The 15,442-nt window shown below is 53.1% G+C and carries 29 protein-coding genes and 1 pseudogene; 2 read left to right on the top strand and 28 right to left on the bottom strand.

Going from position 1 to position 15,442, the window contains the following annotated elements; all coding sequences use genetic code 11:
* Window positions 1-174: 174 nt before the first annotated feature.
* A pseudogene (locus tag AB5Y67_RS18295) lies at window positions 175-258 on the top strand (gamma carbonic anhydrase family protein); the annotation flags it as partial.
* 266 nt (window positions 259-524) lie between these two features.
* Here AB5Y67_RS18295 and rplQ read toward each other — a convergent pair.
* The 28 genes from rplQ to rpsJ form a co-directional block, all read right to left on the bottom strand.
* Window positions 525-908 (bottom strand): 50S ribosomal protein L17, encoded by a 384-nt coding sequence (gene rplQ / locus AB5Y67_RS18300; protein ID WP_005307999.1) that lies wholly within the window; start codon window positions 906-908, stop codon window positions 525-527.
* Between the two features lie 43 nt (window positions 909-951).
* Window positions 952-1,941, bottom strand: coding sequence for a DNA-directed RNA polymerase subunit alpha (gene rpoA, locus AB5Y67_RS18305; protein WP_005307997.1), 990 nt, complete (start codon window positions 1,939-1,941; stop codon window positions 952-954).
* Window positions 1,942-1,966: 25 nt separating this feature from the next.
* Window positions 1,967-2,587, bottom strand: a complete 621-nt coding sequence (rpsD, locus tag AB5Y67_RS18310) for a 30S ribosomal protein S4 (RefSeq protein ID WP_005340600.1) — start codon at window positions 2,585-2,587, stop codon at window positions 1,967-1,969.
* A gap of 39 nt (window positions 2,588-2,626) precedes the next feature.
* A complete protein-coding gene (rpsK, locus tag AB5Y67_RS18315) occupies window positions 2,627-3,016 on the bottom strand; it encodes a 30S ribosomal protein S11 (protein ID WP_005307993.1) in 390 nt (129 codons plus the stop codon).
* A gap of 14 nt (window positions 3,017-3,030) precedes the next feature.
* Window positions 3,031-3,387, bottom strand: a complete 357-nt coding sequence (gene rpsM, locus AB5Y67_RS18320; protein WP_005307991.1) for a 30S ribosomal protein S13 — start codon at window positions 3,385-3,387, stop codon at window positions 3,031-3,033.
* A 139-nt stretch (window positions 3,388-3,526) separates the two neighbouring features.
* Complete coding sequence (rpmJ, locus tag AB5Y67_RS18325) at window positions 3,527-3,640, bottom strand: 50S ribosomal protein L36 (protein WP_005319705.1); 114 nt, start codon at window positions 3,638-3,640, stop codon at window positions 3,527-3,529.
* Between the two features lie 27 nt (window positions 3,641-3,667).
* Window positions 3,668-4,996 carry a preprotein translocase subunit SecY gene (gene secY / locus AB5Y67_RS18330; protein ID WP_005340602.1) on the bottom strand — a complete coding sequence of 443 codons (1,329 nt, stop codon included), beginning with the start codon at window positions 4,994-4,996 and terminating at the stop codon, window positions 3,668-3,670.
* Window positions 4,997-5,004: 8 nt separating this feature from the next.
* Window positions 5,005-5,442: a 50S ribosomal protein L15 gene (gene rplO / locus AB5Y67_RS18335; RefSeq protein ID WP_005340604.1), complete on the bottom strand. Its 438-nt coding sequence runs from the start codon at window positions 5,440-5,442 to the stop codon at window positions 5,005-5,007.
* A 2-nt stretch (window positions 5,443-5,444) separates the two neighbouring features.
* Window positions 5,445-5,624 (bottom strand): 50S ribosomal protein L30, encoded by a 180-nt coding sequence (gene rpmD / locus AB5Y67_RS18340; protein ID WP_005307985.1) that lies wholly within the window; start codon window positions 5,622-5,624, stop codon window positions 5,445-5,447.
* 6 nt (window positions 5,625-5,630) lie between these two features.
* The gene (gene rpsE / locus AB5Y67_RS18345; RefSeq protein ID WP_005340605.1) at window positions 5,631-6,131 is read right to left on the bottom strand and encodes a 30S ribosomal protein S5; all 501 of its coding nucleotides are present in this window, start codon (window positions 6,129-6,131) and stop codon (window positions 5,631-5,633) included.
* A gap of 14 nt (window positions 6,132-6,145) precedes the next feature.
* Window positions 6,146-6,499 carry a 50S ribosomal protein L18 gene (rplR, locus tag AB5Y67_RS18350; RefSeq protein WP_005340606.1) on the bottom strand — a complete coding sequence of 118 codons (354 nt, stop codon included), beginning with the start codon at window positions 6,497-6,499 and terminating at the stop codon, window positions 6,146-6,148.
* Window positions 6,500-6,508: 9 nt separating this feature from the next.
* On the bottom strand, window positions 6,509-7,042 hold the full coding sequence (rplF, locus tag AB5Y67_RS18355) for a 50S ribosomal protein L6 (RefSeq protein ID WP_005340607.1): 534 nt from the start codon (window positions 7,040-7,042) through the stop codon (window positions 6,509-6,511).
* A gap of 13 nt (window positions 7,043-7,055) precedes the next feature.
* On the bottom strand, window positions 7,056-7,448 hold the full coding sequence (rpsH, locus tag AB5Y67_RS18360) for a 30S ribosomal protein S8 (protein WP_005307980.1): 393 nt from the start codon (window positions 7,446-7,448) through the stop codon (window positions 7,056-7,058).
* A gap of 21 nt (window positions 7,449-7,469) precedes the next feature.
* On the bottom strand, window positions 7,470-7,775 hold the full coding sequence (gene rpsN, locus AB5Y67_RS18365) for a 30S ribosomal protein S14 (protein ID WP_005340609.1): 306 nt from the start codon (window positions 7,773-7,775) through the stop codon (window positions 7,470-7,472).
* Between the two features lie 10 nt (window positions 7,776-7,785).
* Window positions 7,786-8,325 (bottom strand): 50S ribosomal protein L5, encoded by a 540-nt coding sequence (gene rplE, locus AB5Y67_RS18370; RefSeq protein WP_005331162.1) that lies wholly within the window; start codon window positions 8,323-8,325, stop codon window positions 7,786-7,788.
* 13 nt (window positions 8,326-8,338) lie between these two features.
* Window positions 8,339-8,656 carry a 50S ribosomal protein L24 gene (rplX, locus tag AB5Y67_RS18375; protein WP_005307977.1) on the bottom strand — a complete coding sequence of 106 codons (318 nt, stop codon included), beginning with the start codon at window positions 8,654-8,656 and terminating at the stop codon, window positions 8,339-8,341.
* An 11-nt stretch (window positions 8,657-8,667) separates the two neighbouring features.
* Complete coding sequence (gene rplN, locus AB5Y67_RS18380; RefSeq protein WP_005307975.1) at window positions 8,668-9,036, bottom strand: 50S ribosomal protein L14; 369 nt, start codon at window positions 9,034-9,036, stop codon at window positions 8,668-8,670.
* A gap of 147 nt (window positions 9,037-9,183) precedes the next feature.
* A complete protein-coding gene (gene rpsQ / locus AB5Y67_RS18385; RefSeq protein WP_005307966.1) occupies window positions 9,184-9,432 on the bottom strand; it encodes a 30S ribosomal protein S17 in 249 nt (82 codons plus the stop codon).
* Window positions 9,432-9,623 (bottom strand): 50S ribosomal protein L29, encoded by a 192-nt coding sequence (rpmC, locus tag AB5Y67_RS18390; RefSeq protein WP_005307965.1) that lies wholly within the window; start codon window positions 9,621-9,623, stop codon window positions 9,432-9,434. Before rpmC ends, rpsQ begins: the two co-directional genes overlap by 1 nt.
* On the bottom strand, window positions 9,623-10,036 hold the full coding sequence (gene rplP, locus AB5Y67_RS18395; RefSeq protein ID WP_005340612.1) for a 50S ribosomal protein L16: 414 nt from the start codon (window positions 10,034-10,036) through the stop codon (window positions 9,623-9,625). Before rplP ends, rpmC begins: the two co-directional genes overlap by 1 nt.
* A gap of 13 nt (window positions 10,037-10,049) precedes the next feature.
* Window positions 10,050-10,763 (bottom strand): 30S ribosomal protein S3, encoded by a 714-nt coding sequence (gene rpsC, locus AB5Y67_RS18400; RefSeq protein ID WP_005307962.1) that lies wholly within the window; start codon window positions 10,761-10,763, stop codon window positions 10,050-10,052.
* Window positions 10,764-10,766: 3 nt separating this feature from the next.
* Complete coding sequence (rplV, locus tag AB5Y67_RS18405; protein WP_005319741.1) at window positions 10,767-11,111, bottom strand: 50S ribosomal protein L22; 345 nt, start codon at window positions 11,109-11,111, stop codon at window positions 10,767-10,769.
* 10 nt (window positions 11,112-11,121) lie between these two features.
* Window positions 11,122-11,400: a 30S ribosomal protein S19 gene (gene rpsS / locus AB5Y67_RS18410; RefSeq protein WP_005307960.1), complete on the bottom strand. Its 279-nt coding sequence runs from the start codon at window positions 11,398-11,400 to the stop codon at window positions 11,122-11,124.
* Between the two features lie 22 nt (window positions 11,401-11,422).
* The gene (gene rplB, locus AB5Y67_RS18415; RefSeq protein ID WP_005340614.1) at window positions 11,423-12,244 is read right to left on the bottom strand and encodes a 50S ribosomal protein L2; all 822 of its coding nucleotides are present in this window, start codon (window positions 12,242-12,244) and stop codon (window positions 11,423-11,425) included.
* 15 nt (window positions 12,245-12,259) lie between these two features.
* Window positions 12,260-12,559: a 50S ribosomal protein L23 gene (gene rplW / locus AB5Y67_RS18420; protein ID WP_342690021.1), complete on the bottom strand. Its 300-nt coding sequence runs from the start codon at window positions 12,557-12,559 to the stop codon at window positions 12,260-12,262.
* Window positions 12,559-13,164: a 50S ribosomal protein L4 gene (gene rplD, locus AB5Y67_RS18425; protein WP_005340616.1), complete on the bottom strand. Its 606-nt coding sequence runs from the start codon at window positions 13,162-13,164 to the stop codon at window positions 12,559-12,561. The genes rplW and rplD overlap by 1 nt, the downstream gene beginning before the upstream one ends.
* 17 nt (window positions 13,165-13,181) lie before the next feature.
* Entirely contained in the window at window positions 13,182-13,814 is a 633-nt protein-coding gene (rplC, locus tag AB5Y67_RS18430; protein WP_005340620.1) for a 50S ribosomal protein L3, read from the bottom strand.
* Between the two features lie 22 nt (window positions 13,815-13,836).
* Window positions 13,837-14,148 (bottom strand): 30S ribosomal protein S10, encoded by a 312-nt coding sequence (gene rpsJ / locus AB5Y67_RS18435; protein ID WP_005307944.1) that lies wholly within the window; start codon window positions 14,146-14,148, stop codon window positions 13,837-13,839.
* Window positions 14,149-14,504: 356 nt separating this feature from the next.
* Between rpsJ and AB5Y67_RS18440 the strand changes: the two genes are divergently transcribed.
* Window positions 14,505-15,419, top strand: coding sequence for a DMT family transporter (locus tag AB5Y67_RS18440; protein ID WP_199427770.1), 915 nt, complete (start codon window positions 14,505-14,507; stop codon window positions 15,417-15,419).
* The last annotated feature ends 23 nt before the right edge of the window (window positions 15,420-15,442 follow it).

Raw genomic sequence — 15,442 nt, forward strand, 5'->3', positions numbered from 1 at the left:
GCTTTCTGCGTTGCCGCTTGCCCTGTCGATGGAGGCGCATTATAGGGAACAGATTCTTTCTGGCAACCCCTTATCTGCAATAAAATTGCAAAAAAGGGCACTTTCTTAGTTATTCATATCCAACCACAGCTTTTATACAAACTTATCCACAGAAACACCCTTCTGGTTGCTAGAATGGCCGAAAACATGGAGGCCAAGATGGACTTGCGACTGAGACCTTACAAAGGAAAACGCCCGCAAATGGGCAAATGGATATATGTAGGGCGATATCAAGCTGGCTGACGATGTTCACGCCAAGTGAGCCAACTATTCACCGTTCTGCAGGGCTTGGGAACAGCGCTTACTTCTATAGAAGAATAAGAGGTGAATGATGAGTTGAGGCAGTTGAGGCAGTTGAGGCAGTTGAGGCAGTTGAGGCAGTTGAGGCAGTTGAGGCAGTTGAGGCAGTTGAGGCAGTTGAGGCAGTTGAGGCAGTATCAGAATGGATTAAAAGAAAAGCCGGGACAAGCCCGGCTTTTTCTTTATCACTCAGCAGCTGCTTCAGCAGCGGCCGGGCGGTCTACCAGCTCAATATAAGCCATAGGGGCGTTGTCGCCTGCACGGAAACCGCATTTCAGAATGCGAGTATAACCGCCGGCGCGCTCCAGGTAGCGCGGGCCCAGTTCATTGAACAGCTTAGCCACGATCGCGTTATCGCGAGTACGGGCAAATGCCAGGCGACGATTAGCAACGCTATCAGTCTTGGCAAGGGTGATCAGCGGTTCAACTACACGACGCAGCTCTTTTGCCTTAGGCAGAGTCGTCTTGATGATCTCATGACGAACCAGGGAGCTGGCCATGTTGCGGAACATTGCCTGACGATGGCTGCTGTTCCGGTTCAGTTGACGACCACTCAAACGATGGCGCATGACCTTATCCTTCTAACTAAATCTGTGAAACCCGTAATCTGGATTACTCGTCAGCGATGCTGGCGGGCGGCCAGTTCTCAAGGCGCATGCCAAGAGACAGACCACGGGAGGCCAACACGTCCTTGATCTCAGTCAGGGACTTCTTACCGAGGTTAGGAGTCTTAAGCAACTCAACTTCGGTACGCTGTACCAGATCACCAATATAGTGGATAGCTTCTGCCTTCAGACAGTTCGCAGAACGAACTGTCAGCTCCAAATCATCGACAGGACGTAGCAGAATCGGATCAAACTCGGGTTTCTCTTCTTTCTTCTCGGGCACGCTGACATCGCGCAGATCCACGAAAGCTTCCAGTTGCTCGGCCAGAATAGTGGCAGAACGACGGATGGCTTCTTCAGGATCCAGGGTACCATTGGTCTCCATGTCGATGACCAGCTTGTCCAAGTCGGTACGCTGTTCCACACGTGCTGCCTCAACATTGTAGGCAATACGAACGATGGGGCTGAACGCGGAGTCCAGCAGCAGGCGACCAATCGGGCGCTCTTCGTCATCGTTGTGAACACGAGCAGAAGCAGGCACATAACCACGACCGCGCTGAACTTTCAGGCGCATGCTGATTTCAGCATTGGCACCAGTCAGGTGGCAGATTACATGCTCCGGGTTTACGATCTCGACTTCATCACCGTGAGTGATATCACCAGCGGTAACGGGGCCTGTTCCAGACTTGGTCAGGGACAGAGTTACCTCGTCCTTGCCTTCCAGCTTCACAGCGATACCTTTCAGGTTGAGCAGGATTTCAAGAATGTCTTCCTGTACACCTTCTTTGCTGCTGTACTCATGCAGTACCCCGTCAATTTCGACTTCAGTAACTGCACAACCGGGCATAGATGACAGCAAAATACGACGCAGGGCGTTGCCCAGCGTGTGACCAAAGCCACGCTCGAGTGGCTCAAGAGTCACTTTCGCATGAGTCGGGCTAACTTGCTCGATGTCAACTAGCCGCGGTTTAAGAAAATCTGTTACAGAACCCAGCATTGTGTCCTCTCTTTAGAAGCTAGCTTTACTTGGAGTAAAGCTCGACGATCAGCTGTTCGTTAATGTCGGCAGACAGGTCGGAACGCTCTGGCAGACGCTTGAAAGCACCTTCCATTTTAGCGGCGTCAACCTCTACCCAAGTCGGCTTCTCACGCTGACCAGCAACTTCCAGGGAAGCTTTGATACGCGCTTGCTTCTTAGCCTTCTCACGAACGCAGATCACGTCCTCAGGGGAAACCTGGAAAGAAGGAATGTTCACAACGCGACCGTTAACCATGATGGCCTTGTGGCTCACCAGCTGACGAGATTCAGCACGGGTAGCGCCGAAGCCCATACGGTAAACAACGTTGTCCAAACGACCTTCCAGCAGCTGCAACAGGTTTTCACCGGTGTTACCCTTTTGACGGGCAGCATCGCGGTAGTAGTTGCGGAACTGTTTTTCCAATACGCCGTAGATACGACGAACTTTTTGTTTCTCGCGCAGCTGAACACCGTAGTCGGACAGACGCGCTTTGCGCGCACCGTGCTGACCAGGGGCGGTGTCAATCTTGCACTTAGAATCAATCGCACGAACACCTGACTTCAGGAAGAGGTCGGTGCCCTCACGACGGCTAAGCTTAAGCTTAGGACCGATATATCTTGCCATCTTCTTTCTCCAACAATCCTAGACCAAGTAGCTACAGCGTTATACGCGGCGCTTCTTGGGAGGACGACAACCGTTGTGCGGGATCGGAGTCACATCAGTAATGTTAGTGATGCGGAAACCAGCCGCGTTCAGGGCGCGGATGGAAGACTCACGACCGGGACCCGGACCTTTGACCATGACTTCCAGGTTCTTGACGCCATATTCTTTGGCCATCTCACCAGCGCGCTCGGCAGCTACCTGAGCAGCGAACGGGGTGGACTTACGAGAACCACGGAAACCGGAACCACCAGAAGTAGCCCAAGACAGAGCATTGCCCTGACGGTCAGTAATGGTCACGATTGTGTTGTTGAAAGATGCATGAACGTGCGCAATACCGTCGCTCACTTGCTTTTTAACGCGCTTGCGAGCACGAGTCGGAGTTTTAGCCATTTTCTACCTTCCCGTTACTTCTTGATAGCCTTGCGCGGACCCTTACGGGTACGAGCGTTGGTCTTGGTACGTTGACCACGAACAGGCAGGCTACGACGGTGACGCAAACCACGGTAGCAACCCAGATCCATCAATCGCTTGATGTTCATGGAAATCTGACGACGCAGGTCACCTTCAACGGTGAATTTACCTACTTGTTCACGCAGACTCTCGATCTGAGCTTCGTCCAGGTCTTTAATTTTCACATTCTCAGCGATACCGGCTGCGGCACAGATGGCCTTGGAGCGGGTACGACCGACGCCATAAATAGCAGTCAAAGCGATGACTGCATGCTTATGGTCAGGAATGTTAATGCCAGCGATACGGGCCACTATTCACTCCTACATATAGTAGATTACGACCACCACAAAGCCCGTGAGCGGATACGTGGCGGTCAACCAATACACAACAAAAGTTGGCTGGCTATATTAGCCAGCACAACTATTTGTTGCAAGTACTAACCGTAAAAAATTAGCCTTGGCGCTGTTTATGCTTTGGCTCGCTGCAAATCACACGCACCACACCGTGACGCTTGATGATTTTGCAGTTACGGCAGATTGCCTTAACGGAAGCACGAACTTTCATTGCTTAACTCCGTAACTACGCCGACCTTTAGCGGCCGTAGCCCTTCAGGTTGGCCTTCCTCAGGACGTCGCCATATTGATGAGACATCATATGGGTTTGTACCTGAGCCATGAAGTCCATGATAACTACCACGATAATCAGCAGCGAAGTGCCACCGAAGTAGAACTGTACGTTCCAGGCAGTCATCAAGAACTGGGGTACCAGACAGATAAAGGTTATATAAAGCGCACCTGCCAATGTCAGGCGAGTCATAACCTTATCGATGTAACGTGCTGTCTGCTCGCCCGGGCGAATCCCCGGGATAAAGGCTCCACTCTTCTTCAGATTATCTGCTGTCTCGCGGGGGTTGAACACCAGCGCGGTATAGAAGAAACAGAAGAAGATAATGGCTGCTGCATACAGCATCTCGTAAAGCGGTTGACCCGGCTGCAGGACCATAGAGACCTGTTGCAGGATATCAGCTACTTTACCCTCACCCTGACCAAACCAGGAGGTAATGGTCCCCGGGAAGAGGATGATACTGGATGCGAAAATCGCAGGAATCACACCAGCCATATTCACTTTCAACGGCAGGTGTGTGCTTTGCGCGGCAAATACCTGGCGGCCTTGTTGACGCTTGGCATAGTTAACGACGATACGACGCTGACCACGCTCCACGAACACCACAAAGTAAGTCACTGCGAAAACAATCAAGCCCAGCAACAACAACAGCAGGATGTGCAATTCCCCTTGACGTGCCTGTTCGGCCGTAGCGCCAATGGCATGCGGCAGACCAGCAACGATACCTGTGAAAATAATCAACGAGATACCATTACCAATCCCACGCTCGGTTATCTGCTCACCCAACCACATCAAAAACATGGTACCGGTGACCAGACTCACAACCGCTGTGAAATAGAAGCCCAGACCCGGATTAGTCACGAGTCCATGCATCATATTCGGCAGACCGGTTGCAATACCAATGGCCTGGAAAGTTCCCAAAACCAGCGTGCCCCAACGGGTATATTGGCTAATCTTGCGACGGCCGGATTCACCTTCTTTCTTGAGTTCAGCAAGAGCGGGGTGAACCACTGTCAGCAGCTGGATAATGATCGACGCCGAAATGTACGGCATGATCCCCAACGCAAGAATAGAAGCACGCGAGAGTGCACCACCACTGAACATGTTGAACATCTCAATGATGGTGCCCTTCTGTTGCTGGAACAACTCGGCCAGTACGGCGGCGTCAATACCAGGAATCGGCACATAAGAGCCTGCACGGAAAACGATAATCGCCCCGAGAACGAAGAGCAGACGGCTCTTCAGTTCACTCAGACCACCCTGTGCTTTAACATCCAATCCTGGTTTCTTAGCCATTGTACTGATTATTCCTCGATTTTACCGCCAGCGGCCTCGATGGCTGCACGTGCACCTTTGGTGACGGACAGACCACGAACGGTCACAGCACGGTCAATGTTGCCTGACAGAACAACTTTAGCGAACACGATGTTCTTAGTAACAACACCGGCTTGCTTCAGAGTGCTCAGGTCGACCACATCACCTTCTACCAGGGCGATTTCGTTCAGACGCACTTCGGCAGAAACCAAAGATTTGCGAGAGAAGAAACCGAACTTCGGCAGACGGATTTTCAAAGGCATCTGGCCGCCTTCGAAACCGTTGCGAACTTTGCCGCCACCGGAACGAGAGGTTTGGCCTTTAACACCACGACCACCAGTCTTGCCCAGGCCGGAGCCGATACCACGACCACGACGTTGTTTTTCAGGCTTGGAACCAGCGGCCGGAGACAGAGTGTTCAGACGCATGCTTAGCCCTCCACCTTAACCATGTAATAAACCTGGTTGATCATGCCGCGTACGCAAGGAGTATCTTCCAGCTCAACGGTGTGACCAATGCGACGCAGACCCAGACCACGCAGAGTCGCCTTGTGCTTTGGCAGACGGCCGATAGAGCTGCGAGTTTGAGTTACTTTTACAGTGTTAGCCATGTCGCATTACCCCAGAATTTCTTCAACGCGCAGACCACGCTTGGCAGCGATCTGTTCCGGCGATTGACCGTGAACCAGAGCGTCTACAGTAGCGCGAACAACGTTGATTGGGTTGGTGGAACCGTAGGTCTTGGCCAGCACGTTGTGGATACCGGCAACTTCCAGAACAGCACGCATGGCGCCGCCTGCAATGATACCAGTACCTTGGGAGGCCGGCTTCATGAACACGGTGGAGCCAGAGTGAACACCACGCACCGGGTGGTGCAGAGTGCCGTTGTTCAGCTCAACCTTGTTCAGGTTACGCTTAGCCTGTTCCATTGCTTTTTGAATAGCAGCCGGAACTTCACGGGCTTTACCGTAACCGTAACCTACACGGCCGTTACCATCACCCACCACGGTCAACGCGGTGAAGGACATGATACGACCACCTTTAACAGTTTTCGAAACACGGTTTACTGCAATGAGCTTTTCTTGCAGTTCGCCGGCTTGAGATTCGACTTTAGCCATCTTCGACTCCTAGCTTAGAACTGAAGACCAGCGTCACGTGCGGCAGCTGCCAGGGCAGCGATGCGACCGTGATACTTGAAACCGGAACGATCGAAAGATACGTTCTGAACGCCTTTGGCAATAGCACGCTCAGCGATAGCCTTACCTACAGCGGTAGCAGCATCTGCGTTACCGGTGTATTTCAGAGCTTCACTGATGGCTTTCTCTACTGTGGAAGCAGAGGCCAGAACTTCGGAACCGTTGGCTGCAATAACCTGCGCATAGATATGACGCGGGGTACGGTGAACAACCAGACGGGTAGCTCCCAGTTCCTGCATCTTTTTCCGAGCACGAGTAGCACGACGGAGACGAGCTGCTTTCTTGTCCATAGTGTTACCTTACTTCTTCTTAGCTTCTTTAGTACGCACTTGCTCGTTGGCATAGCGTACACCCTTGCCCTTGTAGGGCTCCGGAGCGCGGTAAGCACGGATATCGGCGGCGACTTGGCCAACCAGCTGCTTGTCGACGCCACGCAGAACGATTTCTGTAGCAGTCGGGCACTCAGCGGTCACACCAGCCGGCAGCGCATGCTCTACCGGGTGAGAGAAGCCCAGAGCCAGCGCAACAGCATTGCCCTTGATGGAGGCTTTATAACCTACACCAACCAGCTGCAGCTTGCGCTCGAAGCCTTGGGTAACACCGATTACCATGTTGTTGACCAATGCACGGGCAGTACCGGCCTGAGCGTCAGCACCAGCGATGCTGCCGCGCGGGGCGAACTTCAGTACATTGTCTTCTTTGGTCACTTCTACACCGGCGTGAATAGAGCGAACCAGAGAACCTTTACCACCTTTGATGGTCAGTTCCTGGCCGTTCAGAGTCACCTCTACGCCAGCAGGAATAGTGACGGGTGCCTTAGCAACACGAGACATTTCCTACCTCCTATTAAGCGACGTAGCAGATGATCTCACCGCCCATGCTTGCTTTGCGAGCAGCACGGTCAGTCATCACACCTTTAGACGTGGACACGATAGCAACACCGAGACCGCCCATAACTTTCGGCAGATCAGTAGTGCGCTTGTAAATACGCAGGCCTGGACGGCTTACGCGTTGGATCAGTTCTACAACTGGCTTGCCCTGGAAATATTTCAGTTCAATTTCCAGTTCCGGCTTCACGTCACCAGCTACGGAGTAGCCAGCGATGTAACCTTCTTCTTTCAGCACTTTGGCGATAGCCACTTTCAGCTTGGAAGAAGGCATGGAAACCGCAACTTTGCTCGCCGCCTGACCGTTACGGATGCGGGTCAGCATATCCGCGATCGGATCTTGCATGCTCATAAGTCTAACTCCCGAGATTCGTTACCAAGAAGCCTTCTTCAGGCCCGGAATTTCGCCCTTCATGGCATGCTCACGCACCTTGATGCGAGACAGGCCAAACTTGCGCAGGAAACCGTGCGGACGACCAGTAATATTGCAACGGTTACGCTGGCGGGACGGACTGGAATCACGGGGCAGCTGTTGCAGTTGCAGTACAGCATCCCAACGCGCTTCTTCAGAAGCGTTCATGTCAACGATGATAGCTTTCAGCTCGGCACGCTTGGTCGCGTACTTGGCTACCAGCTTGGCACGCTTTGCTTCGCGCGCTTTCATGGATGTTTTAGCCATAACCCTAACCTTACTTGCGGAATGGGAAGTTAAAGGCAGCCAGCAGAGCACGGCCTTCTTCATCGGTATTCGCGGAAGTGGTGATGGTGATATCCAGACCACGGACGCGATCGACTTTGTCATAGTCGATTTCCGGGAAGATGATCTGCTCACGCACGCCCATGGAGTAGTTACCACGACCATCGAACGCTTTAGCGTTCAGGCCACGGAAGTCACGGATACGCGGTACGGAGATGCAGATCAGCCGTTCCAGGAACTCCCACATACGCTCGCCACGCAGGGTTACTTTACAACCTATCGGGTAGCCTTCACGAATCTTGAAGCCCGCAACAGATTTGCGAGCTTTGGTGATCAGCGGCTTCTGACCGGAAATGGCAGCCATATCGGCAGCAGCATTTTCCAGCAATTTCTTGTCAGAGATCGCTTCACCAACACCCATGTTCAGGGTGATTTTCTCGATCCGAGGGACTTGCATGATAGTCTTGTAACCGAACTGCTTGGACAGTTCATTTACTACATCGGATTTGTAGTAATCATGCAGTTTCGCCATCGTTAAACTCCAATTACTTCACAAGTTCGCCGGTGGATTTGAAGAAACGGACTTTTTTGCCGTCTTCAATCCGGAAACCAACGCGGTCAGCTTTGCCAGTGGCAGAGTTGAACAGCGCTACGTTTGATACATCGATGGGGGCTTCTTTGGTGACGATACCGCCAGCCTGACCCAGTGCGGGTACCGGCTTCTGGTGTTTCTTCACCTGGTTGATGCCTTCCACGATTACCTTACCTTTTGCAATCAGGACTTGAGTGACTTTGCCACGCTTGCCCTTGTCTTTGCCGGTAAGAACAATCACTTCGTCTTCGCGACGGATTTTAGCTGCCATCGTTCGACTCCTTACAGTACTTCGGGTGCCAGGGACACAATCTTCATGAACTTCTCATTACGCAGTTCACGGGTCACCGGGCCAAAAATACGAGTACCGATTGGCTGTTGGTTGTTGTTAAGCAACACAGCCGCATTGTTGTCGAAACGGATGACAGAGCCGTCCGGACGACGAACGCCTTTACGGGTGCGTACGACCACCGCGTTATACACATCACCTTTCTTCACTTTACCGCGAGGAATGGCTTCCTTGATGGAAACCTTGATGATGTCGCCGATGCCGGCGTAACGGCGGTGCGAGCCACCCAGAACCTTAATACACATTACACTGCGAGCGCCGGAGTTGTCGGCAACACCCAGCATACTTTGCATCTGGATCATCTTAGTGCTCCGCTTTGTTTACTTCTTATCCCTAATGGGATCTGGCTGCCTTCAAAAGGCGCGAAACTATAACACAGGATTTTCAGAAAAGGTAGCCTAAAAAACAAACGGCCCCTGAAAGGGGCCGCTTGGACTACAAAGTACCGATTAGGCCTTTTCTACAACGGCAACCAGGGTCCAGGACTTGGTCTTGGACAGCGGGCGGCATTCGCGGATTTCCACGAGGTCGCCAGCTTTGCACTCGTTGTTTTCGTCATGCACGTGCAGCTTGGTAGTGCGCTTGATGATCTTACCGTAGATCGGGTGCTTTACCTTGCGCTCGATAGCAACAGTGATGGACTTGTCCATCTTGTCGCTGATTACACGACCTTGCAGAGTACGGATCTTGTCAGTCATTACGCACCTGCCTTCTCAGTCAGTACAGTCTTGATACGTGCGACGTCACGACGCACTTGTTTCAGAGTGTGAGTCTGAGCCAGCTGGCCGGTGGACGCTTGCATGCGCATGTTGAATTGCTCGCGCAGCAGGCCCAGCAGCTCCTGGTTCAGTTCTTCGACGCTCTTTTGACGCAGATCTTGGGCTTTCATCACATCACCGTCTTAATTACGAAAGTGGTCTGAACAGACAGCTTAGCTGCGGCCAGGGCAAACGCTTCACGCGCCAGAGCCTCAGGTACACCGTCCATCTCGTACAGAACCTTGCCAGGCTGGATCGGGCAAACCCAGTATTCCACGTTACCCTTACCTTTACCCATACGAACTTCGAGGGGCTTTTCGGTGATGGGCTTGTCCGGGAACACACGGATCCAGATCTTACCTTGACGCTTAACGTGACGGGTCATGGCACGACGGGCTGCTTCGATTTGACGAGCAGTCAGTTGACCACGGGATGTCGCCTTCAGGCCAAAGGTACCGAAGGATACTTCGTTACCAGAGGTGGCCAGACCGCGGTTACGACCCTTGTGGGTCTTGCGGAATTTAGTACGCTTAGGTTGCAACATTTACCGAATCTCCTTACTTAGCAGCGCGGCGCTTGTTGTCACGCTTGGGCTTTGCAGGAGCTTGCTCTTGAGCAGCGGCAGCGTTAACAGCAGCCAGACCGCCCAGAACTTCGCCCTTGAAGATCCAAACTTTAACGCCGATCACACCGTAAGTGGTGTGGGCTTCAGAAGTTGCGTAGTCGATGTCGGCACGCAGGGTGTGCAACGGCACACGACCTTCACGGTACCATTCGGTACGCGCGATTTCAGCGCCGCCCAGACGACCGGAAACTTCCACTTTGATGCCCTTGGCACCCAGGCGCATTGCGTTCTGTACGGCGCGCTTCATAGCACGACGGAACATTACACGACGCTCCAGCTGGGAAGTGATGCTGTCGGCAACGAGTTTGCCATCCAGCTCCGGCTTGCGGACTTCGGAAATGTTGATCTGAGCAGGCACGCCAGCAATAGTGGCTACAGCTTTGCGCAGTTTCTCAACGTCTTCGCCTTTCTTACCGATGACAACACCCGGACGAGCGGTGTGAATGGTCACACGGATGCTCTTGGCCGGACGCTCAATGGTGATCTTGGACAAGGACGCGTTTTTCAGTTCCTTGGTCAGGAACTGGCGTACTTGAAAATCGCTGTACAGGTTGTCAGCGAAGTCTTTGGTGTTCGCGAACCAGGTAGAATTCCAAGGCTTGGTAATACCCAGGCGAATGCCATTAGGATGTACTTTCTGACCCATTGCTTATCTCCCAGCCTTAGCGTCGGATACCACTACAGTGATGTGAGCGGTACGCTTGAGGATACGATCCGCACGACCTTTGGCACGCGGACGGATGCGCTTCATGGAGGGACCTTCGTCGACCATGATAGTAGCAACACGCAGCGCGTCGATATCGGCGCCTTCGTTGTGCTCAGCGTTTGCAATGGCAGATTCCAGCACTTTCTTAACCAGCACTGCAGCCTTTTTCGGGCTGAAGGTCAGGATATTCAGAGCCTTGTCTACGGACAGACCACGTACTTGATCGGCTACCAGACGAGCTTTCTGGGCAGAAGTACGGGCATAACGGTGTTTAGCGATAGCTTCCATCATTTATCCCTTAGCGCTTCTTAGCCTTCTTATCAGCAGCATGGCCGCGATAAGTACGAGTCGGTGCGAATTCACCCAGTTTGTGACCGATCATTTCTTCGGTAACGAAAACCGGAACGTGCTGACGACCATTATGGACAGCGATGGTCAAACCGATCATGTTCGGGATGATCATTGAACGACGGGACCAGGTTTTAACCGGCTTTTTATCCCCGCTTTCCACCGCTTTCTCTACCTTCTTCAGCAAGTGCAGGTCAATAAATGGACCCTTCTTGAGAGAACGTGGCATGGTGATTCCTCTATGTTAACAATTACTTGTTACGACGACGTACGATGTACTTGTCGGTACGCTTGTTCTTACGGGTCTTGAAGCCTTTAGCCTTCTGGCCCCATGGGGACACAGGCTGCATGCCCTTGTTACGACCCTCACCACCACCGTGCGGGTGGTCAACCGGGTTCATCGCCATACCGCGAACGGTCGGACGAATACCACGCCAGCGGTTTGCACCGGCTTTACCCAGTTGACGCAACATGTGCTCGGAGTTACCGACTTCACCGATGGTAGCGCGGCACTCGGCCAGAACTTTACGTACTTCGCCGGAACGCAGACGCAGAGTTACATAGTTACCTTCACGAGCCAGGATCTGGATGAAAGTACCAGCGGAACGAGCCAGCTGGGCACCTTTACCAGGCTTCATCTCTACAGCGTGAACGGTAGAACCAACCGGGATGTTGCGCATCGGCAGGGCGTTACCTACCTTGATGGCTGCATCAGCACCAGAAGCGATCGCGTCACCAGCTTTCAGGCCTTTCGGAGCCAGGATGTAACGACGCTCACCGTCTGCATACAACACCAGAGCGATGTTAGCGGTACGGTTCGGATCGTATTCCAGGCGCTCTACTTTAGCCGGGATACCGTCTTTGTCGCGCTTGAAGTCGACGATACGGTAGTGCTGCTTGTGACCACCACCGATATGACGGGTAGTGATACGGCCGTTGTTGTTACGACCACCGGACTTGCTTTTGCTGTCCAGCAGAGCGGCGAAGGGCTTGCCCTTGTACAGCTCTTGATTGACGATCTTGACGACGTGGCGGCGGCCCGGAGAAGTAGGCTTGCACTTAACGATTGCCATTTTTGAGAACTCCTCTTACTCGGCTGCGCCCATGAAGTCGATGTCCTGACCAGCTTTCAGGGTCACATAAGCCTTTTTCCAATCGGAACGACGGCCTACGCGTGCACCTGCGCGCTTGGTCTTACCCTTCATGTTCAGGGTACGGACGGTCTCAACTTCGACCTCGAACAGTTTCGCAACTGCAGCTTTGACTTCCGCCTTGGTAGCATCAACAGCAACTTTGAACACGATAGTGTTCTGCTTTTCTGCAACCATGGTGCTCTTTTCAGAGATGTGCGGAGCCTTCAGAACTTTCAGCAGACGCTCTTCACGGATCATGCCAGCATCTCCTCGATTTGCTTAACTGCGTCAGCAGTCATCAGAACCTTGTCGAAAGCGATCAGGCTGACCGGGTCGATACCGGCAACGTCACGCACGTCAACTTTGTACAGGTTGCGAGCAGCCAGGAACAGGTTCTCATCGACTTCAGCAGTCACGATCAGAACGTCAGTCAGTTCCATTTCTTTCAGCTTGGCGATCAGTTCTTTGGTCTTCGGAGCTTCGATGCCGAACTTCTCAACAACGATCAGGCGCTCTTGACGTACCAGCTCGGACAGAATGCTACGGATAGCGCCGCGGTACATCTTCTTGTTTACTTTCTGGCTGTGATCTTGCGGCTTAGCAGCAAAAGTCACACCACCGGAACGCCAGATGGGCGAACGGATGGAGCCAGCACGGGCACGACCAGTACCCTTCTGACGCCACGGCTTTTTGCCGCCACCAGACACTTCAGAGCGAGTCAGCTGCGCACGAGTACCCTGACGGGCACCAGCGGCATATGCAACGACGACCTGGTGAACCAGAGCTTCGTTGAATTCGCGCCCGAAGGTAGTCTCGGAAACTTCAAGAGCGCTCTTGGCGTCTTTCATTACCAATTCCATTACTATCTCCTCAGACGTTACGCTTTGACGGCAGGTTTGACGATCACGTTGCCGTTGGTTGCACCCGGTACTGCACCTTTGATGAGCAGCAGGTTGCGTTCAGCGTCAACACGAACCAGTTCCAGGTTCTGAGTCGTTACACGCTCAGCACCCATGTGACCAGCCATCTTTTTGCCCTTGAATACACGACCCGGAGTCTGGTTCTGACCGATAGAACCCGGAACGCGGTGAGACAAGGAGTTACCGTGGGTCATATCCTGGGTGCGGAAGTTGTGGCGCTTAACAGTACCAGCAAAGCCCTTACCTTTGGATGTGCCGGTAACGTCTACCAGCTTAACGTCAGCGAGAAGATCTACTTTCAGCTCGCTACCAACAGTGAAAGTTTCACCGTTGTTCAGGCGGAATTCCCACAGACCGCGACCGGCTTCTACACCAGCTTTGGCGAAGTGGCCAGCTTCCGGCTTGGTCACACGGCTGGCTTTCTTGGCGCCAGTGGTAACCTGAATAGCGTTGTAGCCGTCGGTTTCTACAGATTTGACCTGAGTTACACGGTTAGCTTCAACTTCGATAACAGTCACCGGGATAGAAACGCCATCTTCAGTGAAGATGCGAGTCATACCCACTTTGCGACCTACAAGACCGATTGTCATTGTTATCAACCTCTTTCCGTAATTAACCCAGGCTGATCTGGACGTCTACACCAGCTGCCAGATCCAGACGCATCAGGGCGTCAACGGTCTTGTCAGTCGGCTCAACGATGTCTACCAGACGCTTGTGAGTGCGGATCTCGTACTGATCACGCGCATCTTTGTTGACGTGCGGGGAGATCAGGACGGTGAAGCGCTCTTTGCGAGTCGGCAGCGGAATAGGACCGCGAACCTGCGCGCCAGTGCGCTTAGCAGTTTCAACGATTTCCGCAGTGGATTGATCAATCAGGCGATGATCAAAAGCCTTCAGGCGGATACGGATTCTTTGGTTCTGCATTGACAGAGCTCCAATAGATAAAAGAACATAAATCAACACCGCCCGACCGAGATTTCTCCCGCCAGAGGTGTGATTTTTCACGTTTCCCCCCATATCGGGAGGACTGTATGGCTGGCTCCTGTAAACAGGAAACTCAGCAGCAGACATATCGTCTGGCTTACCTCATGGGTAAGCGGAGGGGATTATACGGATTTTTCAAATTTGCGCAAGGGAGAGCGAACAGATTATGCGCAGTTTTATGTGACAGATGGATCTCGCCTGCGGCAACGCACTCTGCAGCCAACACCAAGGTAACGACAATGTTACAAGCAGACTGGTAGACTGTGCGCTTGCCTCTGTCAGTGGAACGACATCCCATGCTCAAAGATCAAAAGAAAGCCTATCAGTATGGCCTTTGCGCCGTTGCCCTCTGGTCGACGGTCGCCACAGCCTTCAAGATCTCCCTCGCCTATTTCGAACCTGTGCAACTGTTGCTTGTGGCCGCCTTCACCTCGACTCTCACGCTGACAGCCGTCGTCGCCAAACAGGGCAAACTGCCGCTGCTGAGGAGCTACATCAAGGCCAGCCCTTTCTACTACCTGACTCTGGGCGTGCTGAACCCCTTTCTCTATTACCTGTTGCTATTCAGGGCCTATGACCTGTTGCCTGCCCAGCAGGCACAGACCCTCAACTACACCTGGGCCATTACCCTCAGTCTGCTGGCCGTCCCCTTCCTCGGCCAGAAGCTGCGTCGGCGTGATGGCGTCGCTATCGTGCTGGGGTATTTTGGCGCGCTGGTGATCGCCACCAGAGGGGATGTATTCGGCCTCCAGTTCGACAGCCCCCTCGGCGTGACGCTGGCGCTGGTCTCGACCCTCATCTGGGCCAGCTACTGGATCCTCAACACCCGCAATCAGGGCGATCCCATCGTCAGCCTGTTGCTCGGCTTTATGATCAGCCTGCCTTTTATCGTCGTTGCAACCTGGTTGCTCTCCGATTTTGCCATGACCGCCTGGCAGGGATGGGCTGGTGCCATCTATGTGGGACTGTTCGAAATGGGCTTCGGTTTCGTGCTCTGGCTGATGGCGCTGCGCCATGCCACCAACACGGCCCCCATCAGCAACCTCATTTTCATCTCGCCGTTTGCCTCACTGGTGCTGCTCAATCTGCTGATCGGCGAAGCCATCCATCCGGCCACCCCCATCGGGTTGGCGCTCATCGTTGCCGCCCTGTTGATCCAGCAGCTCAAGTACGGCAAACGCTATCGAGCATCAGTCGAAACCAAGAGCTGACCATGTAGAAGGGCGTATCCACG

Source organism: Aeromonas sp. s12, assembly GCF_040907925.1.
GTDB lineage: Bacteria > Pseudomonadota > Gammaproteobacteria > Enterobacterales > Aeromonadaceae > Aeromonas > Aeromonas veronii.